The 17,927-nt window shown below is 46.2% G+C and carries 20 protein-coding genes; 15 read left to right on the top strand and 5 right to left on the bottom strand.

The genetic code is table 11. From position 1 onward, the window contains the following. Positions 1-77 precede the first annotated feature (77 nt). From FTU67_RS09980 to FTU67_RS09970, 3 genes are all read left to right on the top strand, one after another. Positions 78-719 carry a hemolysin III family protein gene (locus FTU67_RS09980; protein ID WP_160241586.1) on the top strand — a complete coding sequence of 214 codons (642 nt, stop codon included), beginning with the start codon at positions 78-80 and terminating at the stop codon, positions 717-719. A 141-nt stretch (positions 720-860) separates the two neighbouring features. Beyond that, positions 861-2,180 carry an MFS transporter gene (locus FTU67_RS09975; protein ID WP_075167916.1) on the top strand — a complete coding sequence of 440 codons (1,320 nt, stop codon included), beginning with the start codon at positions 861-863 and terminating at the stop codon, positions 2,178-2,180. Positions 2,181-2,320: 140 nt separating this feature from the next. Further along, positions 2,321-2,725 carry a hypothetical protein gene (locus FTU67_RS09970; RefSeq protein ID WP_005175774.1) on the top strand — a complete coding sequence of 135 codons (405 nt, stop codon included), beginning with the start codon at positions 2,321-2,323 and terminating at the stop codon, positions 2,723-2,725. Between the two features lie 17 nt (positions 2,726-2,742). Here the strand turns inward: FTU67_RS09970 and FTU67_RS09965 are convergent, their stop codons facing one another. Then, entirely contained in the window at positions 2,743-3,753 is a 1,011-nt protein-coding gene (locus FTU67_RS09965) for a metallophosphoesterase (RefSeq protein ID WP_104470660.1), read from the bottom strand. Between the two features lie 161 nt (positions 3,754-3,914). Here FTU67_RS09965 and FTU67_RS09960 point away from each other — a divergent pair, with 161 nt between their 5' ends. Continuing rightward, a complete protein-coding gene (locus FTU67_RS09960; protein ID WP_168382188.1) occupies positions 3,915-5,495 on the top strand; it encodes a phospholipase D family protein in 1,581 nt (526 codons plus the stop codon). A 21-nt stretch (positions 5,496-5,516) separates the two neighbouring features. Here FTU67_RS09960 and FTU67_RS09955 read toward each other — a convergent pair whose 3' ends face one another. Continuing rightward, positions 5,517-6,332: a 1-acyl-sn-glycerol-3-phosphate acyltransferase gene (locus FTU67_RS09955; protein WP_034597361.1), complete on the bottom strand. Its 816-nt coding sequence runs from the start codon at positions 6,330-6,332 to the stop codon at positions 5,517-5,519. Positions 6,333-6,699: 367 nt separating this feature from the next. On the opposite strand from FTU67_RS09955, the gene hflX reads away from it, so the two are divergent. The 6 genes from hflX (at position 6,700) to FTU67_RS09925 (ending at position 10,886) form a co-directional block, all read left to right on the top strand. After that, the gene (hflX, locus tag FTU67_RS09950; protein WP_180061710.1) at positions 6,700-8,058 is read left to right on the top strand and encodes a ribosome rescue GTPase HflX; all 1,359 of its coding nucleotides are present in this window, start codon (positions 6,700-6,702) and stop codon (positions 8,056-8,058) included. A 35-nt stretch (positions 8,059-8,093) separates the two neighbouring features. Beyond that, entirely contained in the window at positions 8,094-8,465 is a 372-nt protein-coding gene (locus FTU67_RS09945) for a hypothetical protein (RefSeq protein WP_045794996.1), read from the top strand. 11 nt (positions 8,466-8,476) lie between these two features. Continuing rightward, positions 8,477-9,151 carry an LrgB family protein gene (locus FTU67_RS09940; protein WP_016659801.1) on the top strand — a complete coding sequence of 225 codons (675 nt, stop codon included), beginning with the start codon at positions 8,477-8,479 and terminating at the stop codon, positions 9,149-9,151. Between the two features lie 91 nt (positions 9,152-9,242). After that, the gene (locus tag FTU67_RS09935) at positions 9,243-9,689 is read left to right on the top strand and encodes a DUF2147 domain-containing protein (RefSeq protein WP_075167922.1); all 447 of its coding nucleotides are present in this window, start codon (positions 9,243-9,245) and stop codon (positions 9,687-9,689) included. Positions 9,690-9,842: 153 nt separating this feature from the next. Then, on the top strand, positions 9,843-10,292 hold the full coding sequence (locus FTU67_RS09930) for a DUF2147 domain-containing protein (RefSeq protein WP_016659799.1): 450 nt from the start codon (positions 9,843-9,845) through the stop codon (positions 10,290-10,292). A 144-nt stretch (positions 10,293-10,436) separates the two neighbouring features. Beyond that, positions 10,437-10,886 carry a DUF2147 domain-containing protein gene (locus FTU67_RS09925; RefSeq protein WP_016659798.1) on the top strand — a complete coding sequence of 150 codons (450 nt, stop codon included), beginning with the start codon at positions 10,437-10,439 and terminating at the stop codon, positions 10,884-10,886. A gap of 77 nt (positions 10,887-10,963) precedes the next feature. Here the strand turns inward: FTU67_RS09925 and FTU67_RS09920 are convergent, their stop codons facing one another. The 3 genes from FTU67_RS09920 to pdxA are packed head-to-tail and all read right to left on the bottom strand — an operon-like array spanning position 10,964 to position 13,625. Continuing rightward, on the bottom strand, positions 10,964-11,806 hold the full coding sequence (locus FTU67_RS09920) for a symmetrical bis(5'-nucleosyl)-tetraphosphatase (protein ID WP_160243508.1): 843 nt from the start codon (positions 11,804-11,806) through the stop codon (positions 10,964-10,966). Between the two features lie 7 nt (positions 11,807-11,813). Further along, positions 11,814-12,626, bottom strand: a complete 813-nt coding sequence (gene rsmA, locus FTU67_RS09915; protein WP_180006868.1) for a 16S rRNA (adenine(1518)-N(6)/adenine(1519)-N(6))-dimethyltransferase RsmA — start codon at positions 12,624-12,626, stop codon at positions 11,814-11,816. 30 nt (positions 12,627-12,656) lie between these two features. Continuing rightward, positions 12,657-13,625 (bottom strand): 4-hydroxythreonine-4-phosphate dehydrogenase PdxA, encoded by a 969-nt coding sequence (pdxA, locus tag FTU67_RS09910; RefSeq protein ID WP_180006869.1) that lies wholly within the window; start codon positions 13,623-13,625, stop codon positions 12,657-12,659. A 330-nt stretch (positions 13,626-13,955) separates the two neighbouring features. Here pdxA and rplM point away from each other — a divergent pair, with 330 nt between their 5' ends. From rplM to FTU67_RS09885, 5 genes are all read left to right on the top strand, one after another. Then, complete coding sequence (rplM, locus tag FTU67_RS09905) at positions 13,956-14,384, top strand: 50S ribosomal protein L13 (RefSeq protein WP_004857442.1); 429 nt, start codon at positions 13,956-13,958, stop codon at positions 14,382-14,384. A 12-nt stretch (positions 14,385-14,396) separates the two neighbouring features. Further along, positions 14,397-14,783, top strand: a complete 387-nt coding sequence (rpsI, locus tag FTU67_RS09900; RefSeq protein WP_004785251.1) for a 30S ribosomal protein S9 — start codon at positions 14,397-14,399, stop codon at positions 14,781-14,783. A 323-nt stretch (positions 14,784-15,106) separates the two neighbouring features. Then, the gene (locus FTU67_RS09895; protein WP_168384832.1) at positions 15,107-15,760 is read left to right on the top strand and encodes a glutathione S-transferase N-terminal domain-containing protein; all 654 of its coding nucleotides are present in this window, start codon (positions 15,107-15,109) and stop codon (positions 15,758-15,760) included. 9 nt (positions 15,761-15,769) lie between these two features. Next, the gene (locus FTU67_RS09890; protein ID WP_005175725.1) at positions 15,770-16,198 is read left to right on the top strand and encodes a ClpXP protease specificity-enhancing factor; all 429 of its coding nucleotides are present in this window, start codon (positions 15,770-15,772) and stop codon (positions 16,196-16,198) included. Positions 16,199-16,219: 21 nt separating this feature from the next. After that, entirely contained in the window at positions 16,220-16,873 is a 654-nt protein-coding gene (locus FTU67_RS09885) for a hypothetical protein (RefSeq protein WP_005175723.1), read from the top strand. Positions 16,874-17,927 lie beyond the last annotated feature (1,054 nt).

The raw sequence follows: 17,927 nt of genomic DNA, 5'->3' as shown, positions 1-17,927 counted from the left end.
GTGTAAAGCGTCTTACGCGAAATGCAAAATTGAATTACTATACATTCGTATATTTTAATTATAACGATCCCACGCTTATGAATGCACCCTTGGCACCCGACTACGATCCGGTTGAAGAACGAATGAACTTCATCAGCCATGCCATAGGCGCAGCTTTGGCGCTGGTGGCCGGTATTTTTTTAGTGATTAAAGGCAGTTATTTAACTATCGGACCCTGGATCGGGCTGTGGGTCTATGCGCTGAGTATGTTCCTATTGTTTTCGGCGTCCAGTCTGTACCATTATGCCGACAGTCCGCAGCGCCGCGGCTGGTATAAAAAGCTCGATCACACCGCCATCTATTATTTAATTGCTGGCACCTATACCCCTTTTCTGTCTATCGCCATTCCTACTGCCAAAGCGCAATATCTGTTAATTGCACTGTGGATTATTGCCCTGATTGGCACTGTATTTAAGCTGGTTTTCATCAACCGGTTTCAGAAAATTTCACTGATTGCCTATCTGGTGATGGGCTGGTTAGCACTTCTGGTGATTGATGATATGCAACGCTTTTTAAGTCCACCTGCGCTAACTTTTTTATTGATTGGTGGAATTTCTTATACGATTGGTGCATTGTTTTATGCGTTAAAACGGGTAAGATACACACACGCTATCTGGCATATTTTTGTATTGATCGGGGCAGGATCACATTTTCTGTCTATCTATCTGTACGTGATTTAATTGTTTTGATTCTCCATTTCAGTGACCCTGAGCGCGTTGAATCGAAACGATTGCCGTTGTTTTTTTAAGAAATTACGCCTTTTTTAAAAAGATTACGCTTGTAAAACTAATTTTTTATTTTTAATAAGTGTAAGGTCATTCATGGCGTCATCAACTTCTGCTGCAATCAATGAAGAAGCAGCACCAACGAACTCAAAATTTCGTGTCCTCACCGCGAGTCTGGTAGGCACTACCATCGAATTCTTCGATTTTTATATTTATGCGACTGCTGCGGTCATTATTTTCCCGTACCTGTTCTTCCCGACCAGTACCGATCCAATGACCGCCACCATTCAGTCTCTGGCCACCTTTGCCATTGCCTTTATTGCCCGCCCGATTGGCGCGGCACTGTTTGGTCACCTCGGTGACCGTATTGGGCGTAAAGCCACCCTGGTCGCTGCGCTGCTGACCATGGGGATTTCCACTGTAGCCATTGGCCTGTTACCCACCTATGCACAAATCGGCATTGCCGCACCGTTACTGCTGGCCCTGTGCCGTTTAGGTCAGGGGCTGGGCTTGGGCGGTGAATGGTCAGGTGCGGTTTTACTGGCCACCGAAAATGCACCGGAAGGCAAACGTGCTTGGTACGGCATGTTCCCGCAACTGGGGGCTCCAATTGGTTTTATTCTGGCCACCGGTTCCTTCCTGTTGTTAGGCGCGTTCATGAGCGAAGAAGCATTCATGAGCTGGGGCTGGCGTATTCCCTTTATTTCCAGTGCTTTACTGGTGATTGTTGGTCTGTGGATTCGTTTAAAACTGCATGAGACACCGGCTTTCCAGAATGTTTTAAACAAACAGAAAGAAGTGAATGTACCGTTTAAAGAAGTCATGACCAAACATTGGGGCATGCTGATTTTAGGCACCATTGCCGCGATCTGTACGTTCGTGGTGTTCTATCTGACCACGGTATTCGCGCTCAACTGGGGCACCACCCAGCTCGGTTATAGCCGCGCCGACTTCCTGGAATTACAGCTGATTGCTACCCTGTGCTTTGCAGCGTTTATTCCACTCTCAGCGATTTTGGCAGAAAAATTTGGCCGTAAAGCCACGTCTATTGGTGTGTGTGTTGTATCGGCGCTCTTTGGTCTGGTTTTTGCCAGTATGCTGGAATCCGGTAATACCTTGGTGGTGTTCCTGTTCCTGTGTATTGGTCTGGCGATTATGGGACTGACCTATGGTCCAATTGGGACCGTTCTGTCAGAGATTTTCCCGACTTCGGTACGTTATACCGGGTCTGCGCTGACCTTTAACCTGGCCGGTATTTTCGGTGCCTCTTTTGCACCGCTGATTGCCACCAAACTGGCGACCGAATATGGTCTGGCTGCCGTGGGTTATTACCTGACAGCTGCATCTATCTTGTCACTTCTGGCCTTCTTGGCGATTCGTGAAACCAAGCATGATGATGTCAACAGCCAGATTTAAAATGTTCATCTGACTGAAAAAAACCAGTGTAGATAACGCTGGTTTTTTTATCTGTGATGCAAAATCATACACAAACACACTATTGCATCTGGCCAAGTTTAGAAACAATAAAAGCTTATCCCCCACCAGCAGGTCATTGTATGGATCGTCTGATTGAAACCCTTCGGGAAGAACAACTGGTGAAAGTTATTTTGTTGCTGGATGATGGCAAACGCCATGAAGCGGTGCAGTACCTCAGAACAGACAGTCATTTGACTGAAGCAGAAGCCCAGCAGCTGATTGATGAACTGATTCGCCAGCACGGTCTGGCCATGGATGCCTCCAAGGGTGAATGTGCCCCCAAACCGATAGACGACATCAGCACACCTTATTTTGATACTGAAGATCCACCGCGCCCGCAGCTACATACCGAAGCACAAGCCCCGGTCGAAACAGCGGCAAATGGCATTGAAGATTTAAACCGGAACAATCACCGCCTGAATATCGGGGTATTGGTCTTGATTGGCGTCGTGATTCTGATCGCCTTGCTGTGGTGGGTCTTTTAAAATGCCCCCCTTTGGCATTAGCAGAGTTCAATAATATCAATGGTCGGTGGTACCCGGAAACGAAATGGCACACCCACCATTCCGGTACCAACAGTGACAAACACATCGGCATGTTCATGCCGGTACAGGCCTTTTTTATGACCAACAATAGATACGCGTTTCATCACATAATCGGTCAGCCACGGCAATTCCACCTGACCGCCATGGGTATGTCCCGACAGCATTAAGGGATGAGTTGGCAATTTCGGCACCATATCGACCGTATCAGGGTTATGCGACAAAATCAGCCACGGCTTGTCTTGCGGTAAATCTGGCATATAGCGCATATCGGTACGGCCGGACCATAAATCGCCAATCCCAATCAGGCGGAACTCGTCAAACTCGACAATCTGCCCTTCAATATCAATCACATGATTAACCTCAAGCGCATGTTTGAGCAGTTCCTGAATCGGCGGACCAGGATACTGTTCATCATGATTGCCGGTCACAGAATAAATTGGCGCTTTAATCTCTTTTAGTATTGCCAGCTCATCGGCCAGTTTATTTTCCGGCTCATAGGTCCAGTCACCTGCCACCAGCACCATTTCCGGTTCTTCCTGGTTAATCTTGGCGACAATCTGCTTGAGCTGGCGTTCATGCCCGGAAAATAGACCTATATGCAGGTCGGCAATCAGGGCAATTCGGACTGGGCGTTGTAGCGGCTGATCGGGCAGCATCTGATAGCGGGTGGTTTTCACCAAAATCAGATGCGGTTCAATAAAACGCGCATAGACCAGCACACCACTGACCAGCCCGATAAAAATGGCTTCATGCAAGGAGTAATAGCCAATCCAGCCGGCATAAATACTAAAGAAGAACAGCGGAATTAATAAATAGGATAGATAAAAGGCCAGCAGATGCACAAAGGCTTTAAAGGGATGAATCGTTTCTGTATTGGCCTGACTGCGCCACGCCTGTGACACGGCCCAAACTGCCAGTATGGCCAAGCCGATATAGAAATACAGTATAATTGATTGGCTATCCCACATAGTTATGCCCGACTCTCCCCCGGCGACTAAATTCGTCCGTTCTTATATTTATCTTTTCACAGCTGGCAATTATACTCAAACCAAATTTTGGACTTGTTTTAGACAATATGATACATCCTGACAAATTTAATTTGCAATCAAATACATACGCGAGAAGTTCTATGTCTTCTTCTACCGCGGCCATGCTGTTGAGTTGCAGTTTAGTGTTGGGAGTCAGTGGCTGTTCAACCCTGCCCAAACAGATTGAACATCCGGTTCAAATGGCTTTTGAAACGCCAACCGAGCATACCCATCTGGCCCAGATTGTATTGCCGCTGCGTGAAAAAAATCCGCAGCTGACCGGTTATCGGGTGCTGTACGATCCGCTGGAAGCCCTGTCAGCACGCTTGTATTTAATTGATAAGGCAGAAGAAACCCTAGACCTGCAATATTATATCTGGGACAACGACAAAATCGGGGCGCTGGCACTACATTCAATTATTCGCGCAGCTGATCGCGGCGTGAAAGTGCGCTTGCTGGTCGATGATAACAATGCCAAGAAAATGGAAGGTATTTATCTGGCGCTGGACCAGCACAGCAATATCGACGTCAAGCTATACAATCCGTACCGCTTCCGTAAATACCGCGCCATGGACATGGTGCTAGATTTAAAACGTATCAACCGGCGCATGCACAATAAAAGCTTTATTGCCGATAACCAGATTGCCCTGATTGGCGGGCGCAATATGAGTAACCAGTATTATAACGTCAGCGACAGCTATCAGTTTTCCGATGTCGATGTGATGCTGGTCGGTTCTGCCTCCGATGAAATCATTCACTCCTTTGATGAATACTGGAATGATGATTATGCCTATTCGGTCAAGCAGCTGGTCAATCCACAGCAGCATCATCTGCGTTATGAAAGCCTGAAACAGCAGCTCGAAGACCATTCTGCAGAAGTGGCGGTACAAAATTATCTTGATTTAGCCACACGCTCCCAAGCCATTGAACAGTGGTTTAACCACAAAATCCAGTTTGACTGGGTCAAAGCAGAAGTGGTGAAAGACTCGCCAAGCAAGATTAAAGACCGCGCACCCAAAGAAGAATTACTGAATTTCCAGCTGCTCAGTCATCTGGAAAAACCGACTGAAAGTGTGGATATTATTTCGGCCTATTTTGTGCCGGAAGAATCCGGGGCTGACCGCTTAAAACAGCTGGCCAATGACGGCGTACAGGTGCGGGTACTGACCAATTCCTATAAGGCCAATGACGTTCCGCTGGTACACGCGTTTTATGCCAAATACCGTCAGGACTTACTGGAAAATGATGTCGAGCTGTATGAGTTTTTATATGCACCCGAGGCCGAGCATCTGAACAGCAATACCGAAGAACTGTCGAAAAAAGCCAAAGTCAGCTTAAAAGGCCTGAGCCGTTCCAGCCTGCATGCCAAACTGATGGCACTGGATGAAAAACAGGTCTTTATTGGCTCTTTTAATTTTGATCCGCGCTCAGCCTATTTAAACAGTGAAATTGGGGTATTGCTCAACAGTCCGACGCTGGCGAAATCGGTGCATCAGACCATGGATGCCAATTTATCCAAATATGCCTACCGTCTGGTGCTGGATGCACAAAACAACATTAACTGGCGCGTCGTGAACAGCAAAGGCGAAGAACGCGTATTTGTTAAAGAACCGAAAATGAAATGGTATGAAAAAGCAGCCATGAAAATCATTTCCTGGCTGCCAATTGAAGGCTTTATGTAAGCCTGCTACACAGGTTAAAGCTTAAGCACTGGCCTGCTGAATCAGGACTTTTTGATGCAGCTGCTCCAAGCCCTCAATCATCTTGTTTTGAACCAGCGAGGTCAGGCTTTCCACCGTATGCCCTTCTACCGAAATCGGATTTAAAGCCATTAAATGTGCGGTGACTTTCGGCATCTCCAGCACATTTTTAACATGCTCAATAAAGGTCATTTCATTGATAAACGGCGCTACGGTATCCAGCTCGCCCTGCTGGTTGATATAACAGATCAGGCAGATTTGCACCGGACGCTGCGCTTCAATTGCCGCGCCCAATAAACGGCCATGTACTTTTTTAATTTTAGTCCCATCCGAAGTCGTGGCCTCCGGGAAAAACAGTACCGGCACATCCTGTTTTAAAAACTGGGTAATCTGGTCGCGGATTTTAATTGAATCGCCCGAACCGCGTTTAATAAATAAGGTCCCGCCACCTTTGGCCAACTTTCCAAACACCGGCCATTGCTCAATTTCAGCTTTGGCCAGAAAAAATACCCGCGCACCTGAACCGAGCACCGGCACATCCAGCCACGACACATGGTTGCTGACCCATAAGGCCGGCTGGGTGGGAATTTCTCCATGCACTTCGACTTCAATATTGAACACCTTGCACAACTGACGGCAAAAATGCTGCACATAACGGGTATTCTGCGGATTATTCGGCTGCTTATACAAGCTGTGACGATACACCAGATAAAAGCCTTCGCTCACCGCTGCCAGACCGGCAGTGATTTTTTTAGAATAGAGAAAAAATTTGGACAAACTATTCATTGAAGCGGATGAAGATAAAGAAACTTGAGACATAGCATAATCGTGAATTGCGAAAATCACAGCAAGAATTGTTCAGAGAACTGTATTCTATCTTGAAGCAATTGACCAGACATTGATCATAAGCATCGAAAAACTGTCCAGATCGCTCAATTGAAATGCGCTATGCCAATTCTTCTACAGTCTTGCTGCAATGGATAAATCCACAGCAAATCCCTTGATGTAATGATCATCCTGATGGATCAGAGGCAACGATCAAACTGCCCATTCCTCTATCTCACGAAATGATGATACAGCCTCCAAACTGGGGATTGTGAGGATTCGCCTGCTTTTTGTCATGCTGCTGTAATCATCTTCATCTAGTTCACGCAGCTGGCGCTTTTTGCTCTAGAATAGAATTTTCATGAGGAGAAATGCCCAGGTGCCAGATTACCAGCAACATCAAGGTGGTGAACGCGTTGTGCTCGTGAGCGTCAGCGTACAGATTTTAGAAGACCTTGATGCAGAAGAATTTCATCTGCTTGCAAAGTCTGCAGGCGCTAAAGTTTTGCAGCATGTGTTTGCCCAGCGGATTAAACCCGATGCCAAGTTATTTATCGGTTCTGGTAAAGCGGACGAAATTGCTGCGCTGGTTGCAGAACTCAAGGCTGAACTGGTGATTTTCGATCATGCGTTGACGCCGGCACAGGCACGTAATCTTGAAACAATCATGAAATGCCGTGTGGTCGACCGGACCGAGCTGATTCTGGATATTTTCGCCCAGCGCGCCCGGACCTATGAAGGGAAATTGCAGGTCGAGCTGGCACAATTGCATCACCTCTCCTCACGCCTGATTCGTAGCCGCGGCAATCTGGACAGTCAAAAAGGCGGGATTGGTTTACGTGGTCCGGGTGAAACCTTGCTGGAAACCGACCGCCGCCTGTTAAGAATTCGTATGGGCCAGCTGAAAGCCAAACTGGATAAAGTCCGCCAGACCCGTATGCAGGGTCGTGTGGCCCGTCAAAAAGCCGCCGTTCCTACCGTATCACTGGTTGGCTATACCAATGCCGGCAAATCGACGCTGTTTAATATTCTGGCCAATAGCGATGTCTACGCCGCCGATCAGCTCTTTGCTACGCTCGACCCGACCTTACGCCGGCTGGAATGGGATGGGATTGGTACGCTGGTGCTGGCCGATACCGTGGGTTTTGTCCGTAATCTCTCGCACTCGCTGGTGGAATCATTTAAGGCCACGCTGGAAGAAACTCTGGAAGCGACCTTGTTGCTGCATGTGATTGATTCCAGCAGTCCGGACATGCTGGAACAGATTGAAGCAGTTGAGCGCGTCCTGAAAGAAATTGGCGCAGATGTTCCGGTGCTCAGGGTTTATAACAAAATCGACTGCACCGGCGAGCAAGCCAAAATTGTCTATGCCAAGCCACATCAGCCGGAGCGGGTTTATATTTCTGCGCATTCCGGTCAGGGACTGGAGCTGTTACGTCAGGCCGTGCATGAATGTCTGATGGGCCAGATTCAAAGTTTTGATGTGGTGTTAAAACCGGCCTATGGCAAATTACGCAACCAGTTTTATGAACTGAATGTAATCCAGTCCGAGCACTATGATGAGCAGGGACAACTGAATCTGCGCGTAAATATGGCCCCGGCCAAACTGGAACAGATGATCCGTCAGGCGCACTTGCCGCTGGACGAAATTCTGGGTGCCAAGGCTCAGCAATTTAAACGGCCTTTAGAAGAATTTGAAATTGATGATGAGATCAGTTAAAACTTGAACAGTAAAATATGACCGACTGATAAAAAATGAACAGGCTTAAACGTATCGACTGGCCAGCTTGGATTGGCACACTGCTCTTAATTATTGTATTTCGTGAAACAGCCGTCTGGATTGCGACCTATTTCAACCATCCTGAACTGGGCAACCTGATGGGTTTACTCAGCCTGCTGGTGGTGCTTTTCCTGTGGCGCCGACTGCATAAAATTCCAGCCCGGATTGTCGATACCAACAATAAAATCATGAAAGAAAGTGCGTTTGCCTTTTTACCGATTAGTGCCGGCTCACTGCTGATGCTGACCCATATGGGCAATAAAATTCCGGCTTTTCTGGTGGTGCTGTTTCTCAGCACCCTACTGCCGTTATGGCTGTATGCCAAAATGGCCAAACGCTGGCTCTAGGAGATTAAAACATGCTCGCAATTGTTTATGGCTTTTTAATCACCCTGGTGGCCTATCTGCTTGCCAAACCCTGTAACCAGAAACTGCCGCAAATTCCGGTCATTGTCTTTGGCATGATTTTTATTGTGCTACTGCTGTATGTATTTGGCATTCCCTATGAAGATTATATGGCACAGGTCAATCCGCTGTTTAACCATCTGCTGGGTTATGTGACCGTGGCACTGGCGATTCCGCTGGCGGCCATGCGCTATGATGATCTGCCGCTCAAAGCCATTCTGGGCATTTTGCTGTTTGCCAGCATCAGTGCCGTAGCCTTGCCAATGGGACTGGCCTATCTCTTACATATGGCCGGCGATGACATCATGGCATTTGCCACCCGTGCCGTGACCACACCAATTGCCATTAATATTGCCACCCTACTGGAAGCACCGGTCAGTCTGGCCATTCTGATTGTGATTTTATCTGGGGTGATTGGTGCCGCTTTCTCGCCGCTGCTGCTGCGTCATATTAATGATGAGCGCGCCTCAGGACTGGCCTTAGGCCTTGCTGCGCATGCAATTGGCACAGCGCAAGCCTGGCAACGCGGTAGTGTGGCCGGACGTTATGCTGCATTTGGAATGGCGGTGAATGCCGTGTTTACCGCAGTCTGGCTGCCAACATTTATACTCTTTATTCAAAAAATGTGACTCAAGAATCAATATTCACATCTTGTGTTGATGAAAAAATATTCTTAAGATGAAAATTGAATTTTTTGAAGTGTATTAAAGGGATAGAAACATGGGGAAATTTAAATATACAGTGGCACTTCTGGCAGCCACATTCAGTGCCGGCATTTTCGCGGAAGATCTCTCCGGTACCTGGCGCAATATTGATGATAAAACCGGTTCATCCAAAGCCATTTTAGAGATTCGTCAAGAAGCCAATGGCACCTATACCGCTAAAATTGTCAAAATTACACCGCGTCCGGGTTATACCCCGAAAACCACCTGTGTGGACTGCCCTGCACCCTATACCAATCAGCCAATTTTAGGCATGGATGTACTAAAAGGACTGGCGTATAAAGGCAAACTCAACTATAGCGGCGGCAAGATTATTGATCCGCTGTCTGGCAATATTTACAGCACCAAAGCCAAACTGAGCAGCAACGGTAAACGTCTAACCCTCAGAGGTTATGTCGGCGTATCTGCGCTTGGCCGTAGCCAAACCTGGATTAAAGCAGACTAAGCTACATGCGAACATGCCACAGGAGGTGGCATGTTCTACTAATATATTGAAAAATAGAAATTTATAAAAATAAGGGTTGACTCTCTGCGCCGCAGGTCTTATACCTGAAAACAGGGATAAAAAATAAAAGTTGTACCCGGTAAAGGAATTGAAATGAAAAAGAATATTTTACTCACCGCATTCACTAGCCTGCTATTCTCAACTGCAGCATTCGCCAATGACCTAAGTGGTGTTTGGCAACAAATTGATGATAAAACCGGCTCTGCCAAAGCAATTATTGAAATACGCAAAGAAGCCAACAATACCTATACCGGTAAAATCATTAAAGTGACTCCGCGTCCGGGCTATACGCCACGTGAAACCTGTAATAACTGCCCTGCGCCGTATACCAACCAGCCAATTCTGGGCATGGAAATCTTAAAAGGCCTGAAGCATGTTGAAGGCACCAACAATTATGAAAAAGGCCGGGTTATCGATCCGCTGGCAGGAAAAATCTATAACGCCAGAATCCGGATGAATTCAACTGGCAAGCGTCTGACCCTGCGCGGCTATATCGGCGTATCGGCACTTGGCCGTAGCCAGACCTGGATTCGTATGGAATAAGTCCGTTTTTAATCTGTTAACGAAGCCACATTTGTGGCTTTGTTTTTGCGCTAATCCCAGTTCTGGTAAGGCTTTTATTGACTCCTGGAGTAATTAACCTAATATAGCAGCCTCTAAAAACAAGGGGATGCAACAGGGTTAATTATGTTGAAGAAATTATTGCTGACAATGGCGACCGGAACGCTCTTGAGCAGCAATGTCTGGGCCGATGATCTGTCTGGTACCTGGCAGCAGATTGATGATAAAACCGGTGCGGCCAAAGCCATTATCCAGATTCGCCAGGAAGCCGATAAAAGTTATAGCGGCACTATTGTGAAAGTCACACCTCGTCCCGGCTATCAGGCACGCGAACTCTGCCAGAACTGCCCTGCACCGTTTACCAACCAGCCCATTTTAGGGATGAAAATCCTGCAAGGCCTTAAGCATGTTGCAGGCACCGGCACCTATAACCACGGACGTGTTATCGATCCGCTGGCTGGCAAAATCTATAATGCCAAAATCCGTTTAAACAGCAGTAAAAGACGCCTGACTTTAAGAGCCAATCTTGGGGTGTCTGTGCTGGGACGCAATCAGACCTGGATTCGTATCGACTAAGCTGCACATCGACAAAGACCAATCAGTACAGACAAAAAAAGCCACATCATAATGTGGCTTTTTTATGGCGATTGTAGTTAGAAATCAGCCAGCGGGTTATCAACCTGAAAAATCGTGTCATCTTCCAGACGGTAAGCCACCAGTTGATGCCCCCAGACACAGCCTCCATCAACATTCTGAATCTGGGCGGAAATGGTTTTGCCTTGCAGCGCGGCCCAGTGCCCAAAAATAATCTTATGCGTTTCAGCCGCAGCCGAAGCATATTCAAACCACGGTTTAAACCCGGCCGGCATCGGATCATCCAGACTGTCTTTAAAACTGAACTCCAGGCGTCCTTCTGCATCAGTCAGGCGCATGCGGGTTAAATAGTTGACGATACAGCGTAAGCGTTCATTGCCTTGCAAATCATCTGACCAGAGGGCCGGCTCTTTGCCAAACATCTCGGCCAGAAAATGATCCATTACCGCAAAATCGTCATGCTGAATCACCGCTTCAACTTCTTTGGCCAGCGCCTGAGTTTTTTCCGCGCTCCACAAATGCGGAATACCGGCATGGGTAATGATGGTCGATTCATTCGGACAGACACATAACGGCTGCTTGCGTAACCAGTCAATCAATTCATCGCTATCGATGGCATCAATCACATCGCGGGTCTGGTCTTTGTCTTTAATCTCTTTCAGGCCACGTGCACCAGCCAGCAAAGTCAGGTCATGATTGCCCAGCACTGTGGTCGCAACACCACGATCAGCCAGCTTTTTCACAAAGCGCAATACGCCAAGCGAGTTTTCACCACGTGCCACCAGATCACCGGCAAACCAGATAAAGTCCTGATCCGGATCAAAGCGGATTTCCTTGAGCAAGGCTTTCAGGGCTTCAAAACAGCCCTGTACATCGCCAATCACATAGTTATAACGTGCCATCGTTGTTTTACACCACCATTTGATCTGCCAAAGCCACAAATTCGGCCAGGGTCAGGGTTTCCGGACGTGCCATCGGATCGACACCGGCTTTTTCAAAACCATCTTCTGCCAGCATGCCTTTTAAGCTATTGCGCAAGGTTTTACGACGCTGGGTAAACACATGCGAAACCAGACGCGATAAAGCCTTTTCATTTTTTGCCACAATCGGTTTCACCTCATACGGCTCTAAACGAAACACCGCAGAAGTCACTTTTGGTGGTGGGTTAAAAGAGCCCGGTGGCACTTCAAACAGGAAAGTTGGTTTGCAGTAATACTGAATCATCACCGACAAACGGCCGTATTCTTTGGTATTTGGCTCAGCAGTAATCCGGTCGACCACTTCTTTTTGCAGCATGAAGTGCATGTCTTTGACTTTGTCACCAAATTCCAGGAGATGGAACAACAGTGGGGTCGAAATGTTATACGGCAGGTTACCCACCACACGGAGTGGACGGTCATCTTCAAACAGATTGCTAAAATCATATTTCAGCGCATCGGTTTCAATAATGGTTAAACGTTCCGGATGTGGCACACGCCCCGGCAAACCGGCAGCCAGATCACGGTCCAGTTCCACCACGGTCAAGGCATCACATTCACCAATTAATGGTGAAGTTAAGGCCGCCAGACCCGGGCCAATTTCAACAATATTATCGCCCGGACGCGGATTGACCGAGCGTACAATTTTCGCAATCACACGTTGGTCATGTAAAAAGTTTTGACCAAAACGCTTGCGCGTGTGGTGCCCTTCATCTTTCGGGTTTAAGGCATTAATCTGATACATAAAGATTTCCAACGTGTAATAAAGACAAGATCAGTGACGCGCTAAATCCAGCGCCAAATCAACAGCCACATTCAGGCTTGAGCTTTTCGCAAGACCGCTGCCTGCGAGGGAGAGTGCTGTGCCATGATCAACTGAAGTGCGAATAAACGGCAAGCCCAAAGTAATATTGATGGCTTCACCAAAGCCTTGCGATTTTAGCACAGGTAAGCCCTGATCGTGATACATCGCCAGAACCGCATCGGCATCTTTTAGGTTTTCCGGAGTAAATAAGGTATCAGCCGGCAGGCTTAAACTTATCTGGATGCCCTGCGCGCGATAGCTTTCCAGCACCGGATTAATCACCTCAATTTCTTCCATGCCCAAATAACCGCCCTCACCGGCATGCGGATTTAAACCACAGACCAGAATATTCGGCTGCTCAATTTTAAATTTGGATTTTAAATCGTGGATGAGAATATCAATCACCTGATGCAGACGTTCAGCGGTAATCGCATCAGCCACTGCACGCAGCGGTAAATGCGTAGTGGCCAGGGCCACTCTTAGGGTTTTGGTGGCCAGCATCATCACCACGCGCGGCACGCCCGCAAACTCCTGGTAATATTCGGTATGGCCACTAAAGGCTATACCAGCGTCATTGATGACTGACTTCTGTACCGGCGCAGTCGCTACCCCGACACTTTTGCCTGACATGGCATAATCGGCCGAACGACGTAGCTGTTCCAACACATAAGCGGCATTTTGCGGATTCAGCTCGCCCATCACCACAGCTTGCTGTAAAGGCACATGCTCGACATAGAGCTGCCCTTTTTCTGAAGAAGCAGTTTGCCCGCTGTATTCAATCAGTTCTACCGGCATCTTCAACACTTGCGCACGCTGGGCCAGCATGGCCAGATCGGCCAGAACCACAACGGGACGCTCATCTACACGGTCAGCAAGATGCAGACAAATATCCGGGCCAATGCCGGCAGGTTCACCACTGGTCACATATAAAGGCAGCATGATTGATCCTAAACAATAAGGCATCTCCCATTATAAGCAGACTTTGACCGCAGCGGCCGTGAATTCTGCTGAAGATTCGGGCAGATTGGCCGGTTTTGGGGCAATCTAAACTGCTTTTGAAGGCGGATATTTAGCTGAAAGTTGATCAGTACTAGGCACGGCAGATGGATGTTCTTGGCAAGTCTTTTCTTTTCTCAGGATTTTGATTAAAATACAGCGCTTGAAATTTTATATTTTCATTGTGGTTCTCGACAATTTCGTTTAGAATCTCGTCTCCTTTTTGTTTGGACTGATTCACCGTCCAAACCAACTATAATAGGTAGTGGTTTAATGAAAACTCTCAGCGCTAAGCCAGCTGAAGTTCAACACGACTGGTACGTTGTTGATGCTTCTGGCAAAACTTTAGGTCGTCTTGCGACTGAAATCGCTCGTCGTTTACGCGGTAAGCATAAGACTTCTTATACTCCTCACGTTGACACTGGTGACTACATCGTTGTTATCAACGCTGAACAAGTTCAAGTAACTGGTAACAAGTCACTTGACAAAAAATACTATCGCCACACTGAATTCCCAGGCGGTTTAAAAGAAACTAACTTTGAAAAGTTAGTTGCTCACAAACCTGAAGAAATCTTCCAACGCGCTGTGAAAGGCATGTTGCCAAAAGGTCCTCTTGGTTATGCAATGATCAAGAAAATGAAAGTGTACGCTGGTAGCGAGCATCCTCATACTGCTCAACAGCCACAAGTTTTGGATATCTAAGGGATACAGCACATGGCTACTAACTATGGTACAGGTCGCCGTAAGACCGCAACTGCACGTGTTTTCTTATCTGCTGGTACTGGTAAACTCGTGATCAACAACCGTTCATTAGAGCAATATTTCGGTCGTGAAACTGCTCGTATGGTTGTTCGTCAACCTTTAGAGCTTCTTGAAGCAACTGAAAAATATGACCTTTACATCACTGTTGCTGGTGGTGGTATCGGTGGTCAAGCAGGCGCGATCCGTCACGGTATTACTCGTGCATTAATCGCTTCTGACGAGACTTTAAAACCTGCTCTTCGTCAAGCTGGTTTCGTTACTCGTGACGCTCGTGAAGTTGAACGTAAGAAACTTGGTTTACGTAAAGCACGTAAACGTCCTCAATTCTCTAAACGTTAATTCGTTTACCGAGTTGGACAAAAAGCCTTGGTTTATCCAAGGCTTTTTTATTGGCTGTTATTTTAAAGATAAAGGAATTTATTGTTCAGGTACATCTTTACCCCAACTGCCCTCATGCAGCCAGAAGGCCTTGCTGAAATAATAGTTCACTACCCCAATTCCTAAGCAGAACATCAGAAACACAAGTTTTATCATCATACTGCGCCGCTCCTGTTATTTTTTTATAATCTAACCCATTTTCACCCGATTCATCCTTTTTCGCTTCGTGCTTTTTAGGTTGAATTTTAGTATCCTAACTGATTCATTTTGCTGCTTACTGATTTATGTCCTTGGAAAATACACCGCTACAGGGAATTACACTATACAGTCATGCAGACGATTTCCGCTCGCACTGGATTCGCCTGGTACTGGCTGAGAAGAATATTAAATATCATCTGGTCCTGGTCGACCATGAAGATGAAGATTTAGCCAGCCTGAATCCTTATAATCGCCTACCCATGCTGGTAGAGCAAGATTTAAAACTGTTCCATGCCCCAATTATTTCCGAATATATCGATGACCGCTACCGGCAAAACAGGCTCTATGCCGATGCACCAGCACCCCGTGCAGAGCAGCGCCAATACATCTGGCGTTTTGAGCAGGACTGGCTAAAGCTGGCCGATATCCTGCTTTGCCATGAAGATACCCTGAATAGCGCAGCACAGGCCAAGGCACAAAAGCAGCTTCGTGATACACTGGTCTCACTCACACCATTATTTCAGCATTTCCCTTATTTTATGGCGGAAAACTTTGGCATCCTGGATTGTATGTTGGCCCCAATTTTCCTGCGCTTGAAAGCCATGGGCATTGAACTGCCAAAACAGCATTGCCGCCCGATTCATTTATATTGCCAGCGAATTTTTAGTCGCCCTGCATTTGTAAAATCCTTAACCGTGCAGGAAAAAAACCGCTATAGCGAATTTTTAATAAATAAGTAGAGAGTAGATATGTCTGAACAGGAACTCAACTTAAGCCCAACCCGTCCCTATCTGGTGCGTGCCATTTATGAATGGATTTGCGACAACCAGCTTACACCACATATTCTGGTCGATGCTACCCAACCGAACACCATGGTGCCAGAGCAGTTTATTCAGGATGGCCAGATTGTGTTAAATATCGTGCCACATGCAGTCCATGGCTTGCACATCTCCAATGATGCGATCAGCTTCTCAGCGCGCTTTGGTGGCGTAGCACGCGATATTTATGTACCCATTGCTGCAGTTTTGGGAATTTATGCCCGTGAAAATGGCCAGGGTTTATTCTTTGATCCAAGTGAATATGAACATATCCAAAATGATCCAAATGCTTTAAAATCAAGCACAGAGGAACAAACTGAAACACCAAAGAAAAAACCAAGCCTAAGATTATTAGATTAAAAAAGAAATAGGAGTAAATGCATGGCTTTTGATTTAGTACAATACTTTAGCGATCAGGTTAAAATTCAAAAGCCTCAGCTTTTGCAGCAGTACGATGCTGATAGCCGCAATGCATATATCCAGGAACTCAATGCGCTAACTCTAGGCAAACTGATTCGTCTGTGGCGCGAAGATGACAATAAGCTCTATCAGGAAATCAAGACCCTCGATCCGCTGTATATTCAGGAAGTGTCCCGTCATCTGACCACTTCGGTACACAACCAGTCTGAACTGCCTAAACCTGAACTCGAACACGGTATTAGTGAAATTTTAAGCCTGCAACTGACCGAATTAAAACAGTTAGATGAAACCGGTAACTTCGGCAGCAATGGCTTAAAAGAGCTACTACAGGGTCAAATTGAACATCTGTCAGGTCAGGCAGATGATTGGGTTTGGTCAACAAACGAGCTAACAGAGTTAAAGGGCTCTAAACCCCTTCCCCAAGAAGAGCTATCATTAGATGATACGATGAAGGAGTTTAATCAAATGTTACATCAACAAGCCGATCATGCGCCGGTAGAAAGCACAGTAGCAGCAGAACCGACTGTTCCAGGCTGGGCCAAAGTTTTGGAACCTGTCGTAGCAATTGCGATTCTATGGATTCTATATTGCGCAGCAAGCCAAATGTTTGCTTAAGCAGTCTGATTCCAAACCGCCTGACATAGGCGGTTTTTTATGGCTGAAATTTTCCAATAAATAGTTCAGTCTCCTTGTACGTTTTGGCTTACATTGAATGAAGATAATTGAGGCTAGGCGTACACACAGAATTTTCGTATTCTAAATTCATCAGGAAACAGGATGTTTCCCAAACGGAAAACAACAATAATAAGTTTGTACACCAGGATCGTGAGGTACGACAGGAGTTATACCTAAAGCACGAAATACGAAGAAACCCCGTCAGGATGATGGGTTTTCTTTTTATCTATTCTTTATTTTCTACAGCAACTCTACCATTACACCCACTACGAAAATAAATACCGTTCAACTTGCTAGATGGTGAAGGTATGATCTTGAGATGAGATTCTTACTTACCCCCTATCTCCCCTTTGAAGAAGACTTAAAGGACGTATTAAAGCATGCTGCTACGGCAGTTCAATGAGCCTTAGAGATGGTTTAGGGAGCATACTAAAAACTCATACTCCCTGCAGATAAACCTGCAATAAACGCATACTCAACATAAAACTCTGTCATGTTGAATACATATAACACGGTACACACCAAGCCAAAGACCACTAATCCAGACATTACGGGTGCTGCCTTATACTCTGCATGCTTATATATTGGGGTTTGTACAATAGAATAATATAATTTTTTTCGATTAATATAAAAGCGATTAAAAACCGGTAAACGGATAATCAATATATGCATCAGCACAATTCCGAGAATCCAATGTATTACCACCATCCAGTAGTTCAATAACACATGATCAGGATACATACCAATAGCCAAAAAAATAACTGAAATACAGAGATTTAACAGCAAATAGCTGGGATAAAATTTTCTATACATGGATTATTTTTTAATAATTTTATTTATATTGAAGTACTATAACTTTATTAAAAGCATAAAAAAATCCCCCTGCTGTTTAAGCTAGGGGGATTTTGAATTAATGAGCTGGCGATGACTTACTCTCACATGGGTAACCCCACACTACCATCAGCGCTAAGAGGTTTCACTTCTGAGTTCGGGA

Source organism: Acinetobacter sp. YH12132, assembly GCF_013418645.1.
GTDB classification, from domain to species: Bacteria; Pseudomonadota; Gammaproteobacteria; order Pseudomonadales; family Moraxellaceae; genus Acinetobacter; species Acinetobacter indicus.
The sequence above is the reverse complement of the archived record's forward strand: the minus strand, read 5'-3'. Positions and strand labels throughout refer to the sequence as shown.

Excerpts from the sequence above, each read along its gene's own strand:
- FTU67_RS09980 (WP_160241586.1), top strand. The coding sequence starts at position 78 with ATGAATGCACCCTTGGCACCCGACTACGATCCGGTTGAAGAACGAATG.
- FTU67_RS09975 (WP_075167916.1), top strand. The coding sequence starts at position 861 with ATGGCGTCATCAACTTCTGCTGCAATCAATGAAGAAGCAGCACCAACG.
- FTU67_RS09970 (WP_005175774.1), top strand. The coding sequence starts at position 2,321 with ATGGATCGTCTGATTGAAACCCTTCGGGAAGAACAACTGGTGAAAGTT.
- FTU67_RS09965 (WP_104470660.1), bottom strand. The coding sequence starts at position 3,753 with ATGTGGGATAGCCAATCAATTATACTGTATTTCTATATCGGCTTGGCC.
- FTU67_RS09960 (WP_168382188.1), top strand. The coding sequence starts at position 3,915 with ATGTCTTCTTCTACCGCGGCCATGCTGTTGAGTTGCAGTTTAGTGTTG.
- FTU67_RS09955 (WP_034597361.1), bottom strand. The coding sequence starts at position 6,332 with ATGTCTCAAGTTTCTTTATCTTCATCCGCTTCAATGAATAGTTTGTCC.
- hflX (WP_180061710.1), top strand. The coding sequence starts at position 6,700 with ATGAGGAGAAATGCCCAGGTGCCAGATTACCAGCAACATCAAGGTGGT.
- FTU67_RS09945 (WP_045794996.1), top strand. The coding sequence starts at position 8,094 with ATGAACAGGCTTAAACGTATCGACTGGCCAGCTTGGATTGGCACACTG.
- FTU67_RS09940 (WP_016659801.1), top strand. The coding sequence starts at position 8,477 with ATGCTCGCAATTGTTTATGGCTTTTTAATCACCCTGGTGGCCTATCTG.
- FTU67_RS09935 (WP_075167922.1), top strand. The coding sequence starts at position 9,243 with ATGGGGAAATTTAAATATACAGTGGCACTTCTGGCAGCCACATTCAGT.
- FTU67_RS09930 (WP_016659799.1), top strand. The coding sequence starts at position 9,843 with ATGAAAAAGAATATTTTACTCACCGCATTCACTAGCCTGCTATTCTCA.
- FTU67_RS09925 (WP_016659798.1), top strand. The coding sequence starts at position 10,437 with ATGTTGAAGAAATTATTGCTGACAATGGCGACCGGAACGCTCTTGAGC.
- FTU67_RS09920 (WP_160243508.1), bottom strand. The coding sequence starts at position 11,806 with ATGGCACGTTATAACTATGTGATTGGCGATGTACAGGGCTGTTTTGAA.
- rsmA (WP_180006868.1), bottom strand. The coding sequence starts at position 12,626 with ATGTATCAGATTAATGCCTTAAACCCGAAAGATGAAGGGCACCACACG.
- pdxA (WP_180006869.1), bottom strand. The coding sequence starts at position 13,625 with ATGCTGCCTTTATATGTGACCAGTGGTGAACCTGCCGGCATTGGCCCG.
- rplM (WP_004857442.1), top strand. The coding sequence starts at position 13,956 with ATGAAAACTCTCAGCGCTAAGCCAGCTGAAGTTCAACACGACTGGTAC.
- rpsI (WP_004785251.1), top strand. The coding sequence starts at position 14,397 with ATGGCTACTAACTATGGTACAGGTCGCCGTAAGACCGCAACTGCACGT.
- FTU67_RS09895 (WP_168384832.1), top strand. The coding sequence starts at position 15,107 with ATGTCCTTGGAAAATACACCGCTACAGGGAATTACACTATACAGTCAT.
- FTU67_RS09890 (WP_005175725.1), top strand. The coding sequence starts at position 15,770 with ATGTCTGAACAGGAACTCAACTTAAGCCCAACCCGTCCCTATCTGGTG.
- FTU67_RS09885 (WP_005175723.1), top strand. The coding sequence starts at position 16,220 with ATGGCTTTTGATTTAGTACAATACTTTAGCGATCAGGTTAAAATTCAA.